Here is a 14,965-nt window from a genome sequence, read left to right as displayed (position 1 = left end):
GCCGGGAGGGGCGTCTCCCCGCCGGATGCGGAGTCGGAGAGGTGGGACGGATGCCTGAGCTGGTGGTCGCCAGCGACGTGATGACCGGCGACGACGGGCGCACCGTCATCACCACGCGATTCTCGGGCCTCGACCTGCCTCCGGTCTGGCTGGCCCTCCCCGAGGGCGCCCGGCCGGACCAGTACTCCGAGACCGACCTCGGCAACGTCTCGCTCGGTCTCGGGCTGCTGGCCGCGATGCACCACGGAACCGAACTGCGAGTGGCGCATCCCGTGTCCCCACGGCTCCTCGCGGGCGCCGCCGAGTACCAGGTGATCATGTCCACCTGGTTTCCCGAAGCGGTCGGCCCGGTCGCGGTGCATGCCGAGAACGGTGCCGAGCTGCGGGTTCCGGGCTCCGGCGAGGCGTCGTTCTTCTCGGGCGGCGTCGATTCCTTCGACACCCTGCTGCGCAACCGATCGACCCTCACCGCCCTGGTCTTCGTCGCCGGGTTCGACATTCCCGTCGACCGCGTCGACGCCATCGAGCGCACCCGGCCCCACCTGCGTGCGGTCGCCGATGCGACCGGGATGCAGCTGTGGGAGCTGCAGACGAACGTCCGGGCACTCTTCGACCGGATCGGCAGCTGGGGTCACCACACCCACGGGGCCGCGCTCGGCACGGTCGCCCTCGCCCTAGCTGTAGTTCCTAGGGACGTTGTTCAGGTCGGGCTCCTCCAGGCTTGAGGGTGTCTAGTCGCTCTCACCTGAAGGAGCCCGATGGAGCTTCACGCTAATGCCCGTTTGTCTGTTGAAGGTCGACGACTGCTGTGTCGACGCGTTCGCGAGCTGAACTGGAAGGTCGCCGACGCGGCCTTCGCGGGCGGGATCAGCGAACGTCGCGCCTACGAATGGTTGGCCCGGTTCGATGCCGGCGAAACCCTCGCTGACCGGTCGTCACGGCCGAAGTCGTCCCCGAAGAAGACCCCAGCCAGTGTTGAAGCGGCCATCGTGCGCCTGCGAACACTGCGCAAAACGGCGTCCACGATCGCTGCGATCCTGCAGATGGCGGTCTCGACAGTCTGCGCGGTGCTGGCCCGCGTCGGGTTGAACCGACTGTCGAAGTTGGAGCCCGTCGAGCCGGCGAACCGGTATTGCCGTCGCCATGCCGGGGAGCTGATCCACCTGGACATCAAGACGTTGGGCCGCTTCCGCCGCCCCGGCAAACGCGCCCTCGGCCAGGGAGCAGACCGACGCAGTCGGAAAGCCGGTTGGGAGGCGGTGCATGTCGCCGTCGATGATGCGACCCGACTGTCTTACGTGGAGGTGTTGCCTGACCAGACGGCTGCGACCACGGTCGGGTTCCTGCACCGCGCGATCGCGTGGTTCGCCCGGCATGGCGTGATCGTGCAGGAGGTGATGACCGACAACGGGTCCGCGTATGTCTCCCGGCTGTGGGCGGCAACGTGCGCCGAGGTGGGGCTGGTGCATATTCGCACGCGCCCGTACCGGCCGCGCACGAACGGCAAGGCCGAACGGTTCATCCAGACGCTGTTGCGGGAATGGGCGTACGCGGCGACCTACCGCGACAGTGACCACCGACGAGCGGTGCTGCCAGAATGGGTGCGCTACTACAACACTCAGCGACCCCACGGTTCCCTCGGCCACAAGGCGCCCATGACCGTCCTCGCGGCGGCATGAACAACGTCCCTAGGAACTACACCTAGCGCCGCTGGGGATCGGGTGCGTGCGGATCGCCTCCGGCAAGAGCTACGACCAGGTGATCCCGTGGGGCAGCCACCCGCTCACCGACCCGCTCTGGTCGAGCGAGGGGGTGCGCGTCATCCACGACGGCGCCGACGCTCCGCGCGGCGGCAAGATCGCCCGCATCGCTCACGAGCCTCTCGTCCACGAGCATCTCCGCGTGTGCTGGGAGCAGTTCGATCAGGAGAACTGCGGGAGCTGCGTCAACTGCACACGCACCCGCCTCTACTTCGAGCTGACCGGCGCCGGGCACCGGCTGCGGACCTTCCCGGGGCACATCACCCTGCACCGGCTGCTCGACAACGGATTCCGCGATGTCAACGAGGTGCTCAACATGCGGCACCTCGCCGACGCCCTTCTGGCCAATGCGACCACCCGCGCCTACGGGTCGATCATCGATGCGCGCGTGCGGTTCATCAATCGCCGGCATCCGAACCCCGGCGGTACCCCTCTGCCCGCGCCCGACCGGCGTGACCGCCTGGCCCTGCGGCTCGCACGACGACGGGCACGGATGCTCGAGCAGCGCCAACCGCTGCCCCACCGCCCCGACGCCTGACCGTCGGCCGCTCGGGCCGGGGCAGATCGACGCTCAGACGGCGTTGGCCGTCGCGACCAGCAGCGTGCCGGTGCCGCCCACGAGCAACGCGGCGCGCTCATCGACGTAGGCCGCCTCACCGCGCCGCAGGGTCGCACCGTCGTCGAGCCGGCAGTCGCCGCCGATGCTGATCACGATCGCCGGGCCGCTCAGGGGCACCGTCTCCTCGGCGCCGGCGACGGTGACGACCTGCACGGCGAAGTCGGGAACATCGGGGCGGAACACGCGGCGCGCGCCCTCGACCGCGGGCCGCATCCTGGGTTCCGTGATCGGTCGGAAGTCGACGACACGGAGGAGTTCGTCGACGTCGACGTGCTTGCTGGTAAGTCCGCCTCGGAGGACGTTGTCGCTCGTCGCCATCACCTCGATGCCGAGGCCCTCGAGGTAGGCGTGCAGGTTGCCGGCCGGCAGGTAGAGAGCCTCGCCGGGAGCGAGGGACACCGTGTGCATGAGGGTCGAGATGGCAACGCCCGGGTCGCCCGGGTACGCGGCGGCGAGCCGGCGCACCGTCGACGCGGTGAGCGATCGGTCGCCCTCCGACCACTCGCGGAGGGCATCCACGACCCCGTCGACCTCGGGACCGCGGCGCAGCAGCCAGGGCACGACTTCGCGCAGTGCCGACTCGTCGACCAGGCGCTCGACGAGCGGGGCGAGCCGTGCATCGCCGACGGCGGCGAGCTCGGCGCGCGCCTCTGCGACGGGCCGGAACCCGCACAGCGCCAGGAAGGGGTCGCTGAGGGCGACGATCATCTCGGGCTTCGCGTTGTCGTCGCGGTAGTTGCGGTGCGGCGCATCGACGGGGATGCCCGCGGCCTCCTCGCGCGCGAACCCGGCCCGGGCCTGCTCAGGCGTCGGATGCGCCTGGAGCGAGAGCGGCGCGGCGGCCGCGAGGATCTTCACCAGGAACGGCACAGCGACCCCGGGGCGGTGCTCGGCGAGCCAGGCGGCGAGCGTGGTCCCCGGCTCATCGGCGAGCAGCGCCGGTGAGCCGGGATGCGTACCGAGCCAGACCTCGGCCTCGGGCCCACCGCTCGGGGGCAGTGCGCGGAACGCCGCGATGGCGTCGTACGAGCCCCACGGGTACGGACGGGCAGCATTGGTGATGCGGAGCAGCACGGGAACCTCTCGACGGGGAGCGCGAGCGGGCACAGGCTCGGGCAGGCACAGGGTACTACCCGCGATCCCCGGGCGCGGTTGCGGCGCGGGAGCCCCTTGGTGCACTCCCGACAAAAGGAGGGCCGCTGCCCGCCGCCCGCCCTGCGGGAAGGCCACGGACTCCGCCGCGTGCGCTGGCCCCTCGCCTAGCGTGGTGCCCATGACCTTCCCGACCCTCGCCAGTGACTTCTACGCCTTCGAGAGCCAGCTCGCCGAGCACGAGCAGCGCGAGCTGGTGCGCCTGCGCACCTTCCTCGAGACCGAGGTCAAGCCGGTCGTCAACGACTACTGGGACCGCGCCGAGTTCCCCCGGCAGATCCTTCCCGGCCTGCACGCGCAGCAGGTCTTCGGAAACCTGTGGGAGGAGACCAAGGCCGGCGACTTCAGTGCCGTCTACAGCGGCTGGACCGCCCTCGAGCTGGCTCGCGTCGACGCGAGCGTCGCCACCTACGTCGGCGTGCAGAACGGACTCGCCATGGGGTCGATCGGCGTCGCCGGCTCGCCCGAGCAGCGCGCCGAGTGGCTGCCCAAGCTGAAGACCGGCGAGGTGATCGGCGCCTTCGGCCTGACCGAGCCGCTGTCGGGCAGCGACTCGGCCCAGGGCCTGCGGACCACCGCCACCCGCGACGGCGACCACTGGGTGCTGAACGGCGCCAAGCGCTGGATCGGCAACGCCACCTGGAGCGACATCACGATCATCTGGGCGAAGAGCACGGAGGACGGCCAGGTGAAGGGCTTCATCGTGCCGACCAGCACCCCCGGCTACACGGCGACGAAGATCGAGCGCAAGCAGGCCCTGCGCATCGTGCAGAACGCCGACATCGTGCTCGAGGACGTGCGCGTGCCCGAGAGCCACCGGCTGCAGAACGCGAACTCGTTCCGCGACACCGCGGCGGTGCTGCGCCTGACCCGCGCCGAGGTCGCCTGGGCCGCCGTCGGCACGGCGATCGGCGCCTACGAGGCCGCGGTCGACTACGCGACGCGCCGCGAGCAGTTCGGCAAGCCGATCGCGAGCCACCAGCTGGTGCAAGACCTGCTCAGCCGCAGCCTCGGCAACATCACCGCGAGCATCGCGCTGTGCACGCGCGTCTCGCAGATGCTCGACCAGGGCGTGCAGCGCGACGAGCACGCCTCGCTGGCCAAGGCCTTCGCGACGACGGCGATGCGCGAGACCGTCGCGCTGTGCCGGGAGGCTCTCGGCGGCAACGGCATCGTGCTCGACTACGACGTCGCGCGGTTCCACGCCGACGCTGAGGCGCTGTACAGCTACGAGGGCACGCGCGAGATGAACTCGCTCATCGTCGGGCGCGCGATCACCGGCGTAGGCGCCTTCGTCTGATCGAGCATCCGCCCGGGGCACCGCAGCGGCCCGACGTTAGGCTGGAGCCCATGACGTGGCTCCGCGACCGGCGCGTGGCTCTCGCCGCGCTCACACTGTTCACGTTGCTGGCGGGCGACGCCTGGCGGTACTCGGTGAGCTGGTACGGCTGGGGCGCGGTCGTCGTGCTCATCGTGGCCGGCTGGATCGCCGTCGCGGTGCGGGCCCGGGTGGACCTGCGCCGTATCCCGATCGCGCTGGGCGCGCTCGCGGCACTCATGACCGCATCGATCCTCTGGTCGGCGTATCCGGGCGCCTCGGCACTGGGGGTGACGGGCACCCTCGCGACGATGCTCGTCGGCGTGATCATGGCGCACACGCTCGACCTCGCGCAGCTGGTGCGGGCTCTCGGCGTGGCTCTCCGCTGGATCCTCGGCCTCTCCCTGGCGTTCGAGCTCGTCGTGGCCGCGGTGCTGCAGCGCCCCGTGCTGCCGCTGTGGGTGGAGTACGAGGAGCCCTTCCCCCGCGCGTTCTACTGGTCGCGCGCCCTGCTGTTCGAGGGCGGGCGCATCCAGGGGATCCCCGGCAACGCGAATCTGCTCGCCTTCGCCGCGCTGCTCGCCGTCATCGTGTTCGGCATCCAGCTGGCCGAGCGCCGTGTCGGGTCGGCCGCGGGCTGGGGCTGGCTGGGCGCCGCCCTGCTGACGCTCGCCCTGACCCGGTCCTCCACCGTCCTGCTGTGCGGCCTCGCGGCGGCCGCGATGGTCGGTGTGGTGCTGCTCGCTCGCCGGCTCACCCTGCGCGGGCAGTACGCGCTGGCCGGCGCGACCGCGCTCGCGCTCGGGGCCGTCGCGGCAGGGGCCGTCGCGGCCCGCGAGCCACTGCTCGCCCTCCTGGGGCGCAGCGAGGACCTCACCGGGCGTCTCGACATCTGGGCCGCGGTGATCGAGCTCGCCCAGGAGCGTCCCGTTCTCGGCTGGGGCTGGGTGAGCTACTGGGCGCCCTGGGTCGAACCCTTCGACGACCTCGTCGTCATCAACGGGGTCACCTACCTGCAGGCCCACAACGCGTGGCTCGACGTCTGGCTGCAGCTCGGCGCGGTGGGCCTGGTCGTGTTCGGCGTGCTCGTGGTCACGACGGCGGCGCGCACCCTGGGCTGGACGATCGACGCACCGCGGTCGGCGGAGGAGACCCCCGCACTGCGCCTGCTGCCGACCCTCGTGCTCACCGTTCTGCTCGTGCACAGCCTGGCCGAGTCGCGCCTGCTGATCGAGGCCGGCCTCGTGCTGCTGACCTGGCTCGCGGTCGCGTCGCGCCGCCACGGGCCGCCACGCCGCGGCCCCGCATCCGTCGACGCTGCGAGGGCCCCATGAGGCCGGATGCCCTGCGCGCGCTGCGCGACGCCCTCGGATCGCCCCGCGCGACCCAGGTGCTCACCGAGGTCATCATCACGGTGGCCCTCGTCACCCACGCGGTGCGCGCGTTCGTCGGCTGGCCGGGCGCCATCGCGATCCTGACGACCCTGATCGTGCTCGCCTCGGTATCGCTCGCGGGACAGCCCGAGCGCGCCGAGTGGCGGGGGGTGCTGCCCGTCTCCCTCCTCGCACTGTTCTCGCTCATGGCCGTGAGCATCATCTGGAGCCAGTACACCTGGGCGTCCCTGGGGGGCATCGCCTACGCGATCGCCTTCGGCGTCCTCGGCGTCTACATCGCGCTCGTGCGCGACCTCATCCAGCTGGTGCGGGCGATGGGCAACGCCCTCCGGGCGATCCTCACCGGCTCGTTCGTGCTCGAGATCCTCAGTGGCGTGATCATCGACACCCCCTTCGCTTGGATCGGCATCAGCGGCGACCTGGCGGCGGGAGGTCCGATCCAGGGACTGGCCGGCACTCGCAACGCGCTCGCCTTCCTCGGCGCGCTGGCCGTGCTGAGCTTCTGGATCGAATACCGCACCCGGTCGGTGCCGCGCGGGCTCACGGCGTACTCGCTGACGCTGGCCGCGGCCACGATCGTGTTCGCGCGGTCGCCGGTGTCGCTGCTGGTGCTGGCGGCCGTCCTGGCCGCCGGGCTCGCGCTGGTGGTCCTCCGCCGCCTCCAGCCGGTCGCGCGCCGCGCGACGCAGAGCGTGCTGCTCGTCGCCGCGATGATCGGGGCGATGATCGCCTGGATCTTCCGCGACAGCGTGATCACCGTGGTCGACGCCACCGCCGACGTACAGGCGCGCACGAGCGTCTGGTCGGCCGTGAGCGGCCTCATCGACCAACAGCCGGCACTCGGCTGGGGCTGGGTCGGGCACTGGCCGGTCACCGTCTATCCGTTCTCGAGCGTGCGCTCGAGCGCCGGTCTGCAGCCCGACTCGGCGCTCAACGCCTACGTCGACATCGGGCTCCAGCTGGGACTCGCGGGGCTCATCGTGCTCGTGACCGCGCTCGGGCTCGCCTTCGTGCGGGCCTGGCTGGTGGCGAGCGACCGCCGGAGCACCGTCTACGTCTGGCCCGCTCTGACCCTGGTGCTGCTCATGACGACGAGCCTCACCGAGAGCTACCTGCTCTTCGAGGGGGGCCTGCTGCTCTTCGTCACCAGCGCGTTCGCCGCTGCCCGCAACCGCTCGTGGCGGCGGCGCCTGGCGTGAGCCCGGCCCGTGGCACGATGGAGTCCATGCCGTCGCCGCGCCGTCCCCGCATCGTCGTCGTCGGCGATGTCGGAGGCGGGAGCACGCTGCACGTCGGCGACGAGGCCATGACCGAGACCGCCGTCGCGGAACTGCGACGGCGCGGCCTCGACGGCCTCCTCCTCCTGTCGCGGAATCCGGCGGACACGCGGGCGCGCTACGGGGTTGCGAGCATCCAGCGCATCGGATTCGCCGGTCTCGATCACGACGCGGTCATGGCGCGGTATGACCGCGTGCTGCGGCTGCTCGAGGGCGACGGCGACGCACTCCCGCCCGGGGACCCCGCCCACACGGTGATCCGCACCGTCCGCGATGCCGACGCCGTGCTGATCGCGGGGGGCGGCAACATCACCACGCTCTACGCCGAGCACCTCGCCGAGCGCGCCGCCGTCGGCGCCATCGCCGCGCGCGCCGGGATCCCCCTCGCCATCGGCGGGCAGAGCCTCGGACCCGACTTCAGCGCAGAGGACAGCCTGCGCGTCGCCGCGCTGCTCCGCTCGTCGCACCTGACGGCCGCCCGTGAGCCCGGGTCGTTCGCGCTCGGCCGCGCGCTGGCCCCCGGCACTCGGCTCGTGGAGACCGGTGACGACGCGGTGCTGCTCGGCCCCGCCGATGCGAGCGACGAGGAGATTGCGCGGCGGCACGGCCTCGTGCCGGGGGGCTTCGTCGCGCTGAGCTTCTCCCCCGCATCCGGCGTCATGGGCTACGCCACACTGCTCGACGACCTTCGGCACCTGGCCGGCTCGATCGCGGCCCACACCAGCCTCCCGCTCGTGCTGGTGCGGCACGAGGGGGCGATGGATCCCGCCGACTCTCTCGCCGACGACGCCATTGCCGTGGCCCTCGCCCCGCTGGGCGTTGCCTCGCCGCGGATGCTCGACGCGCGCACCAGCGCGGCGCTCACGCGCTCGGCCGCGCTGTGCGTCACCAGCCGCTACCACGGCGCCGTCTTCGCGCTCGCGGGCGCGGTGCCCACGGTCGCCCTGTGGCCCGAGCGCTACTCGCTGCAGAAGATGCAGGGGCTGCTGGCCCACCACGGTCTCGACGACTGGTGCGCCCCGCTGAGCGCGATCGGTACCGGGCACGCGGAGCGCCTGATCAGCGCGGCCTGGGAGCACCGCGGCGCGATCGCGGAGCACCTTGCCAGCGCCCGTCCGGCCGCCCGCGCGCACGCCGAGCAGTGGTGGGATGCGGTCGCCGCGGTCCTGACCGGGCGCGAGCCGAGCATCCCCGGGCCGTACCCCACCCCGCCGCGCCTCGACCTCGAGGGTTCGCTGGCCGCGGAGCTGAGGCGGATGGCGGCGCTGACGCTCGCCGCCGAAGGGGCCGGCGGTCACGCCGGAGACGACGAGGCGGCGCGCTGGCAGGCTCGGGTGCGCGAGCTCGAGACGAGCAGCTCGTGGCGCATGACCGCTCCCCTGCGCGCCGTCTCGGGGTTCCTGCGCGGGCATCGGGACCCCGCGCGCGGCGGCCGCGGGCCCGGCGGCGTGGGCTAGAAGGAGCCGCGCAGGGCCGCGATGCCGCCCTCGGTGTCGCCGTCGAAGATGACCCGACCGTGCGACAGCACGATGGCGCGGTCGCACACGCGGGTGACCTGATCGGCCGAGTGGCTCACGAACAGGATCGTGCGCCCCTCCTGCTGGAACTCGGCGATCTTGTCCATGCACTTGCGCTGGAACCGCTCGTCACCCACCGCGAGCACCTCGTCGACGAGGAGAAGGTCGGGGTCGACGTGCACCGCGATCGCGAACGCGAGCCGCACGTACATGCCCGAGGAGTAGAACTTGACCTGCGTGTCGATGAAGTCGTGCACCTCGGCGAAGTCGACGATTGAGTCGAAGTAGCGGTCGGTCTGCTTGCGCGACAGCCCCAGGATCGAGCCGTTGAGGTAGACGTTCTCGCGACCGGTGAGGTCGGGGTGGAACCCGGCCCCCAGCTCGAGCAGGGCCGCGACGCGGCCGCGCCGCTCGACGATGCCGCGGGTGGGCTCGATGATGCCGCCGATGACCTTGAGCAGCGTGCTCTTGCCCGAGCCGTTCGCCCCGAGCAGGCCGACGGAGCTGCCGATCGCCACGTCGAACGCGATGTCGTCGAGCGCCCAGAAGTCGTCCTTGTGCTGGTTGGACCGGCCGAAGTTGACCAGCCGCTCCTTCAGCGACTTCTCCTTGCGGATCACGAAGCGCTTGGCGACGCCGTCGACGCGCACGATCGAGGATGCGGTGCTCATCAGATCTCCTGCGCGAAGTTGCCCTGCAGGCGCGAGAACACGCGCTGCGCGATGACCACCAGCACCAGGCCGACGAGGAAGGTGATGAGCAGCCGGAGGTCGAGATCGGCCGGCCACGGCTGCGGCGGCACGACGACGCCGCCGATGACGCGCTCCTGCGAACCCGCGGCCCAGATGCCCCGCTGGAACGCCAGGATCGCCGTCGACATCGGGTTGATCAGGTAGGCGCTCTCCAGCCACGGCAGGTCGGAGCGCTCGCCCGCCTCGACGACGAACGACCACGAGTAGACGATGGGCGAGGCCCAGAAGAAGACGAGAAGGCCGACCTCGACGAGGTACTGGATGTCGCGCAGGTAGACGTTGACGGCCGAGAGCAGCAGCGCGAGAGCGATGCCGTAGACGGCGGCGATCGCGACGGCGACGGGGATGTACAGGAGGTTCCATGAGAGCGGGAACTGCCCGAGCGCCACGACCGCCGCGACGAGGATGAGGAACTGCACACCGAAGTTGACGAAGGCCGAGCCGGTGGCGGCCAGCGGGAAGATCTCGCGCGGCAGGTAGACCTTCTTGATCAGCCCCGCGTTGGCGAGGATCGACTGGGTTCCGGTGACGACGATCTCGCTGTAGAGCGCCCACAGCGTCAAGCCCGCGTAGACGAAGATCGCGAAGTCGGGGATCGCCCGGGCGGCCCCGAGGAACTGACCGATGGCGACGAAGTAGATGAGGAGCATCGTCAGCGGCTTGATGAGGCTCCACAGGAACCCGAGCGAGCTGTCTTTGTAGCGCGCCTTGAGCTCGCGGCGCACGAGCAGCGCGAGCAGCTCGCGCCGCGCCACGACGTCGCGGATGGCGCGCCACAGCCCGGCGAACACGCCGACCCGTCCGGCGACCGTCCGCTCGAACGGCAGCGCCTCGACGTGGGCGACGCGCTGCTGCTTATCCAACCGACGAGCCCGTGCGCACGATGCCGTACTGGATCTCCTTGAGGCGCTCGAGCGACTCCTCGGCCAGCACGCGGTTCGTCCGCTGCAGATCGGCGAGGACGCCGAGCGCGAACGACAGGAGCGCTCCGATCAGGAGGGCCACACCGAGGATCAGCGACTGGAGGTGCTGGCCGGCTTCATCACCGAACACCCAGATCAGGATCAGGTAGCGGACGAAGGGGACCATCGCGCCGACGAACATGAACGTGCCGATGGCCGCGAAGAAGGCGAACGGCTTGAACATGATGTAGCTGCGCAGGATCGCCTGCGCCGACTTGGTGACGTGCTGCCCCATGCTCGAGAACAGGCGCGACTCGCGCGTCTTCGGATTGGTGTCGATGGGCACGCTGCCGATGCGCAGACGCTTGTTGCCGGCCTGGATGATCGTCTCCATGCAGTAGCTGAACTGGGTGACGATGTTGAGCTTGATGAGGGCGTCGCGCGAGTACGCGCGGAAGCCGCTCGCCGCGTCGGGCAGGTCGGTGCTGGCAGCCAGATTCACGACGGCGCTGCCGAGCTTCTGCAGCTTCTTCTTGAACCACGAGAAGTGGGCGATCGTGTGCGTCTGGCGGTCGCCGATCACGATGTCGGCCTCGCCGGCCACGATCGGGGCGACCAGGTCGGGGATGCGGTCCTGCGGGTACTGGTTGTCGCCGTCGGTGTTGACGACGATGTCGGCCCCGTGAAGGAGGGCGTAGTGCACCCCGTCGCGGAAGGACCGGGCGAGACCCATGTTGCGCACGTGGTGCACGAAGTGCTCGACGCCGTGCTCGCGCGCCACCTCGACGGTGCGGTCGGTCGAGCCGTCGTCGATGATCAGGATGTGGATCTCATCGATGCCCGGGATCGACCGCGGGATCGTCGACAGGACGGCGGGGAGGGTCTGCTCTTCGTTGAGACACGGAACCTGCACGAACAGCTTCATGACACTCCTGAGCTCGACTGGGGCCGGCCATCGACGTGCCCCCCGTTGACCATGAACGACCATAGTTCATCGGCATAGGCTTCCCAACTCCGGATGCCCCGCTCGCGCGCCTCGCCGGCGAGCCGCTCGCGGCGCACGTCGTCGGTGAGCAGCCCGCCGATCGCCGCGGCGATGGCCCGGTCATCCCGGGGGTCGACCAGCACGCACCCGGCGGTCGCGATCTCGCGCATGCTGCCGAACGCGGAGGTGATGACGGGGGTGCCGAGCGCGAGCGACTCGACGATCGGCAGCCCGTAGCCCTCGTTGAGCGAGGGGAAGACCGAGAACGCCGCGCGCCGGTAGAGGGCCGCGAGCGTGACGTCGTCGACGCGCAGCAGGCTGCGCACCGGGCGGCCCTGCCGCTGCAGCTCGGCGAGCCGGTCGAGGAACCGCGTGGAGTTCCAGGCGTTGCCACCGACGAACAGGAGGTCGAAGTCGTGCCCCTCGCTCCAGGCGAGCTCGGCGGCGTGCAGCACGGCGAGGTGGTTCTTGCGCGGCTCGTGACTGCCGACGCACAGCACGAGCGGGTGGTCGGGCCGGACGAGCTCCTGGAGCTCGACGGCGTCCCCACCGGCGGGCACGGGCTCGTCGGCGAGCAGCACCGAGGCGATGCGGGGCGCCGTGATGCCCGCGGCCGCGACCATCGCGGACCACCCGCGGTACTCGACGGCGGCCGCCTCGGAGATCGTGGCCACGCGGTCGAACCAGGCGACGGTCGCGAGGTTGCGGGCGAAGGCGCCGGGCATGCCGCCACCGGCGGTCTCCGGCACGGTGAGCGGAACGCAGTCGTAGCCCACGACCGAGCACTCCCCCGCACCCGACTGGGCGAGAGCCTGCAGCCGATCGAGCCGGGTCTCCTCGACGGCCAGCTCGGGCAGCACGTAGGTCGACCGCCAGGGCACGACGGTGTCGTGCGCCGAGCGCGGCCGTCGCGCGGAGTCCCGGGCCTCCTGCCAGCGCTCGCCGAGGTGCTCGAGGGCGCGGTTGTCGGGCGTCCACCCGACGATCGTCATGGCGCGGTCGGCCGCGGTCCACTGCTTCATAACGCCGACGACGACGCGCTGGATGCCCGTCTCGAGGTCGGTGCGGACCGTGTGGTGCACGTCGACGACCACACCGCCCTCGACGACCCGCACGGCGCGGCGGCGCAGACGGCGGGCGGGACGCAGCGCCAGGAGGGCGCCGGCCCCGTCGAGCCGCACCCGGCGGCGCCAAGCGGTCACCTCGGGCGCCGTCGGCAGCTCGCCGCGGAGGACGGCGAGCACGAGCCAGACGCGGTCGGAGGCGGGCTCCGCCTCCAGCACGGTCGCGAGCGAGCGCTCATCGACGGCGTCGGTCGGAGCACCGAGGAGCCGGGCGAGGAGGGCCAGGCGCTCGGGACGGGTCCGGGCGCGGTGCGCCTGCAGCTCGGTCGCGCTCACGCCGCACCTCCGGCGGTCTCGGTGCGCGAGGCGGCCGTCGAGCCGAGCATCGCGGCCCACAGCTCGTCGGCGTACTGCTGCCAGGTCCGCTCGGGCCGCTGGCGCGCCTCCGTCTGCAGACGGTCGACGAGCGCGTCGTCGGTGAGTACCGCGCGCAGGGCCGCGACCAGGCTGTCGTCGTCCCGCGGATCGATGAGCAGGCAGCCGCCGTCACGCGCGATCTCGGCCGTGCTGCCGTAGCGGGTGGTGATCACCGGCGTCGCCCGCGAGAGGGCTTCCGCGACCGGCAGTCCGTAGCCCTCCTGGAGGGAGGGGAAAACCATGACCCGGGCGCGGCGGTAGAAGGCGGCGAGCTCGTCGTCGTCGGCATCGCGGCGCACCACGACGGGGCGGCCAGCAGCACGGAGGGCGGCGACCTCGGCGTCGAAGGCTCCGATGAACTCGGCGCTGCCGCGACCGACGAGCGCCACCTCGAAGTCGAGCCCCTCGCGCCAGAGCACCTCGGCGGCGAAGAGCAGCGCACGGTGGTTCTTGCGGGCCTCGTGGCTGCCGACGGAGAGGACGAGCATCCGGCCGTTGTCGGGCGTGCCCTGCGCGGTTGCGTCGCTGCCCGCGGTGAGCTCGGCGGGGAGCGAGCAGGCGCTCACCCGAGGACCGACGACACCCTGCGAGGAGAGGGCGGAGACGTAGCCCGCGAATTCCTGGGCCGCCGACTCGCTGATGCCCACCACGGAGGTGGCGTGCTTGACGAGGGTGAGGTAGCGCGCGAACTTCTCCGCCTCGCGGGCGTGCAGCATGTCGGCGCTGACGATCGGGATGGTGTCGTACCCGATGAGGTGCACCCGGTTGCCGGAGAACTCGGCGAGAGCGGCGAGCCGCTCGCTGGAGGGCTCGCTCGGCACCTCGACGACGACCACGTCGCTGCGCCAGGGCACGATGATCTCGCCCTGCCGCGGCGGGGCCGCGGCCCGATCACGGTCGGGCGCGTTCCAGGCCACGACCCGCGCGGTCTCCCCGGCAGACAGGGCCCGCAGGCTCGCGCTCGCCGGGGCCCAGGCGGCGAGGTGGACCCCGCCGGGTCGGGCCGTCCAGCGCGCCATCGTCTCGCGCACCACGCGCTGGATGCCGGTGTTGTGCTCGTGCGTCGCGCTGAAGTCGACATCCACCACCACGCCGCTGTCGACGACCGCGAGGTGCCGCTCCAGCCCGCCCGCCCCGATGGCGAGGGGACGAAGGGTGGTCAGCACCGCCCGGATGGCGGCGGCACCGTCGAGGAGGTCGAGCACGCGCCGTACGGCGAGCACGTCCTCCTGCCGCGGGTACGCCCCGCAGATCGCGATGATCAGCAGCCAGACGGCCGCCGCATCACCACGCGCGGCATCGCCACGGGCCGCATCGACCAGGCGGGCGAGCCGCTCCGCGGAGCCCCCCTCGTCGGGCTGGCCCAGCGCGGCCAGGGCGGCACCGAGGCGCTGGCCGGTCGCGGCCGCGACGGCGGCGTCAGTAGCGGCGCTCATCCGGCGGACCGCAGTCGAGAGCGGAGGATCGTCCAGGCCAGAGCGACGGTCCGGGTGAGCCCGACCTCCCTGACCTTGTCGCGCAGGCGGATGGCGATCGCGAGGTAGCGCCCGGCGCCCGCACGGTTCGAGAGATCGGCCAGGCGGTGGTGGCGAGCAGCCGCGTGCTGGGTCGCGGCGAGCCAGGATGCGAGCTCGGCGTCATCGAACGGCGCGTCGGATGCGCGGCGTGAGTGCACAGGTCTCTCTCATTCGGTATTCGAACGGCGAAGGTCGTGGTCGGCGACCCGCTCACCTTTGAACACGGGGAGACGCACGGGGACGGGGTAGTCTAGCAGTGCCGTATCGCGTTCTGCAGTCATGGACGGACAC

At 71.6% G+C, this 14,965-nt stretch carries 13 protein-coding genes and 1 pseudogene; 7 read left to right on the top strand and 7 right to left on the bottom strand.

Annotation, left to right across the window (positions count from 1 at the left end; translation table 11 throughout):
• Nucleotides 1-50 precede the first annotated feature (50 nt).
• Genes BJ959_RS10300 through BJ959_RS10290 form a run of 3 tightly spaced genes read left to right on the top strand, consistent with a single transcriptional unit; the run spans nucleotide 51 to nucleotide 2,298 of the window.
• Nucleotides 51-725 carry a hypothetical protein gene (locus BJ959_RS10300; protein ID WP_153981758.1) on the top strand — a complete coding sequence of 225 codons (675 nt, stop codon included), beginning with the start codon at nucleotides 51-53 and terminating at the stop codon, nucleotides 723-725.
• A gap of 33 nt (nucleotides 726-758) precedes the next feature.
• Nucleotides 759-1,679, top strand: a complete 921-nt coding sequence (locus BJ959_RS10295; RefSeq protein WP_183321834.1) for an IS481 family transposase — start codon at nucleotides 759-761, stop codon at nucleotides 1,677-1,679.
• A 46-nt stretch (nucleotides 1,680-1,725) separates the two neighbouring features.
• Nucleotides 1,726-2,298, top strand: coding sequence for a hypothetical protein (locus BJ959_RS10290; protein WP_153981436.1), 573 nt, complete (start codon nucleotides 1,726-1,728; stop codon nucleotides 2,296-2,298).
• 33 nt (nucleotides 2,299-2,331) lie between these two features.
• Here the strand turns inward: BJ959_RS10290 and manA are convergent, their stop codons facing one another.
• A complete protein-coding gene (gene manA / locus BJ959_RS10285; RefSeq protein WP_341799919.1) occupies nucleotides 2,332-3,453 on the bottom strand; it encodes a mannose-6-phosphate isomerase, class I in 1,122 nt (373 codons plus the stop codon).
• Between the two features lie 199 nt (nucleotides 3,454-3,652).
• On the opposite strand from manA, the gene BJ959_RS10280 reads away from it, so the two are divergent.
• From BJ959_RS10280 to BJ959_RS10265, 4 genes are read left to right on the top strand one after another with little or no spacing between them, the layout of a single operon-like run.
• Nucleotides 3,653-4,831: an acyl-CoA dehydrogenase family protein gene (locus tag BJ959_RS10280; protein ID WP_153981438.1), complete on the top strand. Its 1,179-nt coding sequence runs from the start codon at nucleotides 3,653-3,655 to the stop codon at nucleotides 4,829-4,831.
• Between the two features lie 50 nt (nucleotides 4,832-4,881).
• Entirely contained in the window at nucleotides 4,882-6,183 is a 1,302-nt protein-coding gene (locus BJ959_RS10275) for an O-antigen ligase family protein (protein ID WP_153981439.1), read from the top strand.
• Complete coding sequence (locus tag BJ959_RS10270) at nucleotides 6,180-7,442, top strand: O-antigen ligase family protein (protein WP_153981440.1); 1,263 nt, start codon at nucleotides 6,180-6,182, stop codon at nucleotides 7,440-7,442. Before BJ959_RS10275 ends, BJ959_RS10270 begins: the two co-directional genes overlap by 4 nt.
• The gene (locus BJ959_RS10265) at nucleotides 7,439-8,977 is read left to right on the top strand and encodes a polysaccharide pyruvyl transferase family protein (protein WP_153981441.1); all 1,539 of its coding nucleotides are present in this window, start codon (nucleotides 7,439-7,441) and stop codon (nucleotides 8,975-8,977) included. The genes BJ959_RS10270 and BJ959_RS10265 overlap by 4 nt, the downstream gene beginning before the upstream one ends.
• A 2-nt stretch (nucleotides 8,978-8,979) precedes the next feature.
• Here the strand turns inward: BJ959_RS10265 and BJ959_RS10260 are convergent.
• From BJ959_RS10260 to BJ959_RS10235, 6 genes and pseudogenes are all read right to left on the bottom strand, one after another.
• Nucleotides 8,980-9,708: pseudogene (locus tag BJ959_RS10260) on the bottom strand (ABC transporter ATP-binding protein); the annotation flags it as partial.
• Nucleotides 9,708-10,652, bottom strand: coding sequence for an ABC transporter permease (locus BJ959_RS10255; RefSeq protein ID WP_153981443.1), 945 nt, complete (start codon nucleotides 10,650-10,652; stop codon nucleotides 9,708-9,710). The pseudogene BJ959_RS10260 and the gene BJ959_RS10255, both read right to left, overlap by 1 nt.
• Nucleotides 10,645-11,616, bottom strand: a complete 972-nt coding sequence (locus tag BJ959_RS10250) for a glycosyltransferase family 2 protein (RefSeq protein ID WP_153981444.1) — start codon at nucleotides 11,614-11,616, stop codon at nucleotides 10,645-10,647. Before BJ959_RS10250 ends, BJ959_RS10255 begins: the two co-directional genes overlap by 8 nt.
• Nucleotides 11,613-13,076, bottom strand: coding sequence for a glycosyltransferase (locus BJ959_RS13035; RefSeq protein WP_153981445.1), 1,464 nt, complete (start codon nucleotides 13,074-13,076; stop codon nucleotides 11,613-11,615). Before BJ959_RS13035 ends, BJ959_RS10250 begins: the two co-directional genes overlap by 4 nt.
• A complete protein-coding gene (locus BJ959_RS10240) occupies nucleotides 13,073-14,593 on the bottom strand; it encodes a glycosyltransferase (protein ID WP_153981446.1) in 1,521 nt (506 codons plus the stop codon). The genes BJ959_RS13035 and BJ959_RS10240 overlap by 4 nt, the downstream gene beginning before the upstream one ends.
• Nucleotides 14,590-14,832, bottom strand: coding sequence for a hypothetical protein (locus tag BJ959_RS10235; protein ID WP_153981447.1), 243 nt, complete (start codon nucleotides 14,830-14,832; stop codon nucleotides 14,590-14,592). The genes BJ959_RS10240 and BJ959_RS10235 overlap by 4 nt, the downstream gene beginning before the upstream one ends.
• Nucleotides 14,833-14,965: the final 133 nt, after the last annotated feature.

Origin of the sequence: Microcella frigidaquae (genome assembly GCF_014200395.1) — a bacterium.
GTDB classification, from domain to species: Bacteria; Actinomycetota; Actinomycetes; order Actinomycetales; family Microbacteriaceae; genus Microcella; species Microcella frigidaquae.
The sequence above is the reverse complement of the archived record's forward strand: the minus strand, read 5'-3'. Positions and strand labels throughout refer to the sequence as shown.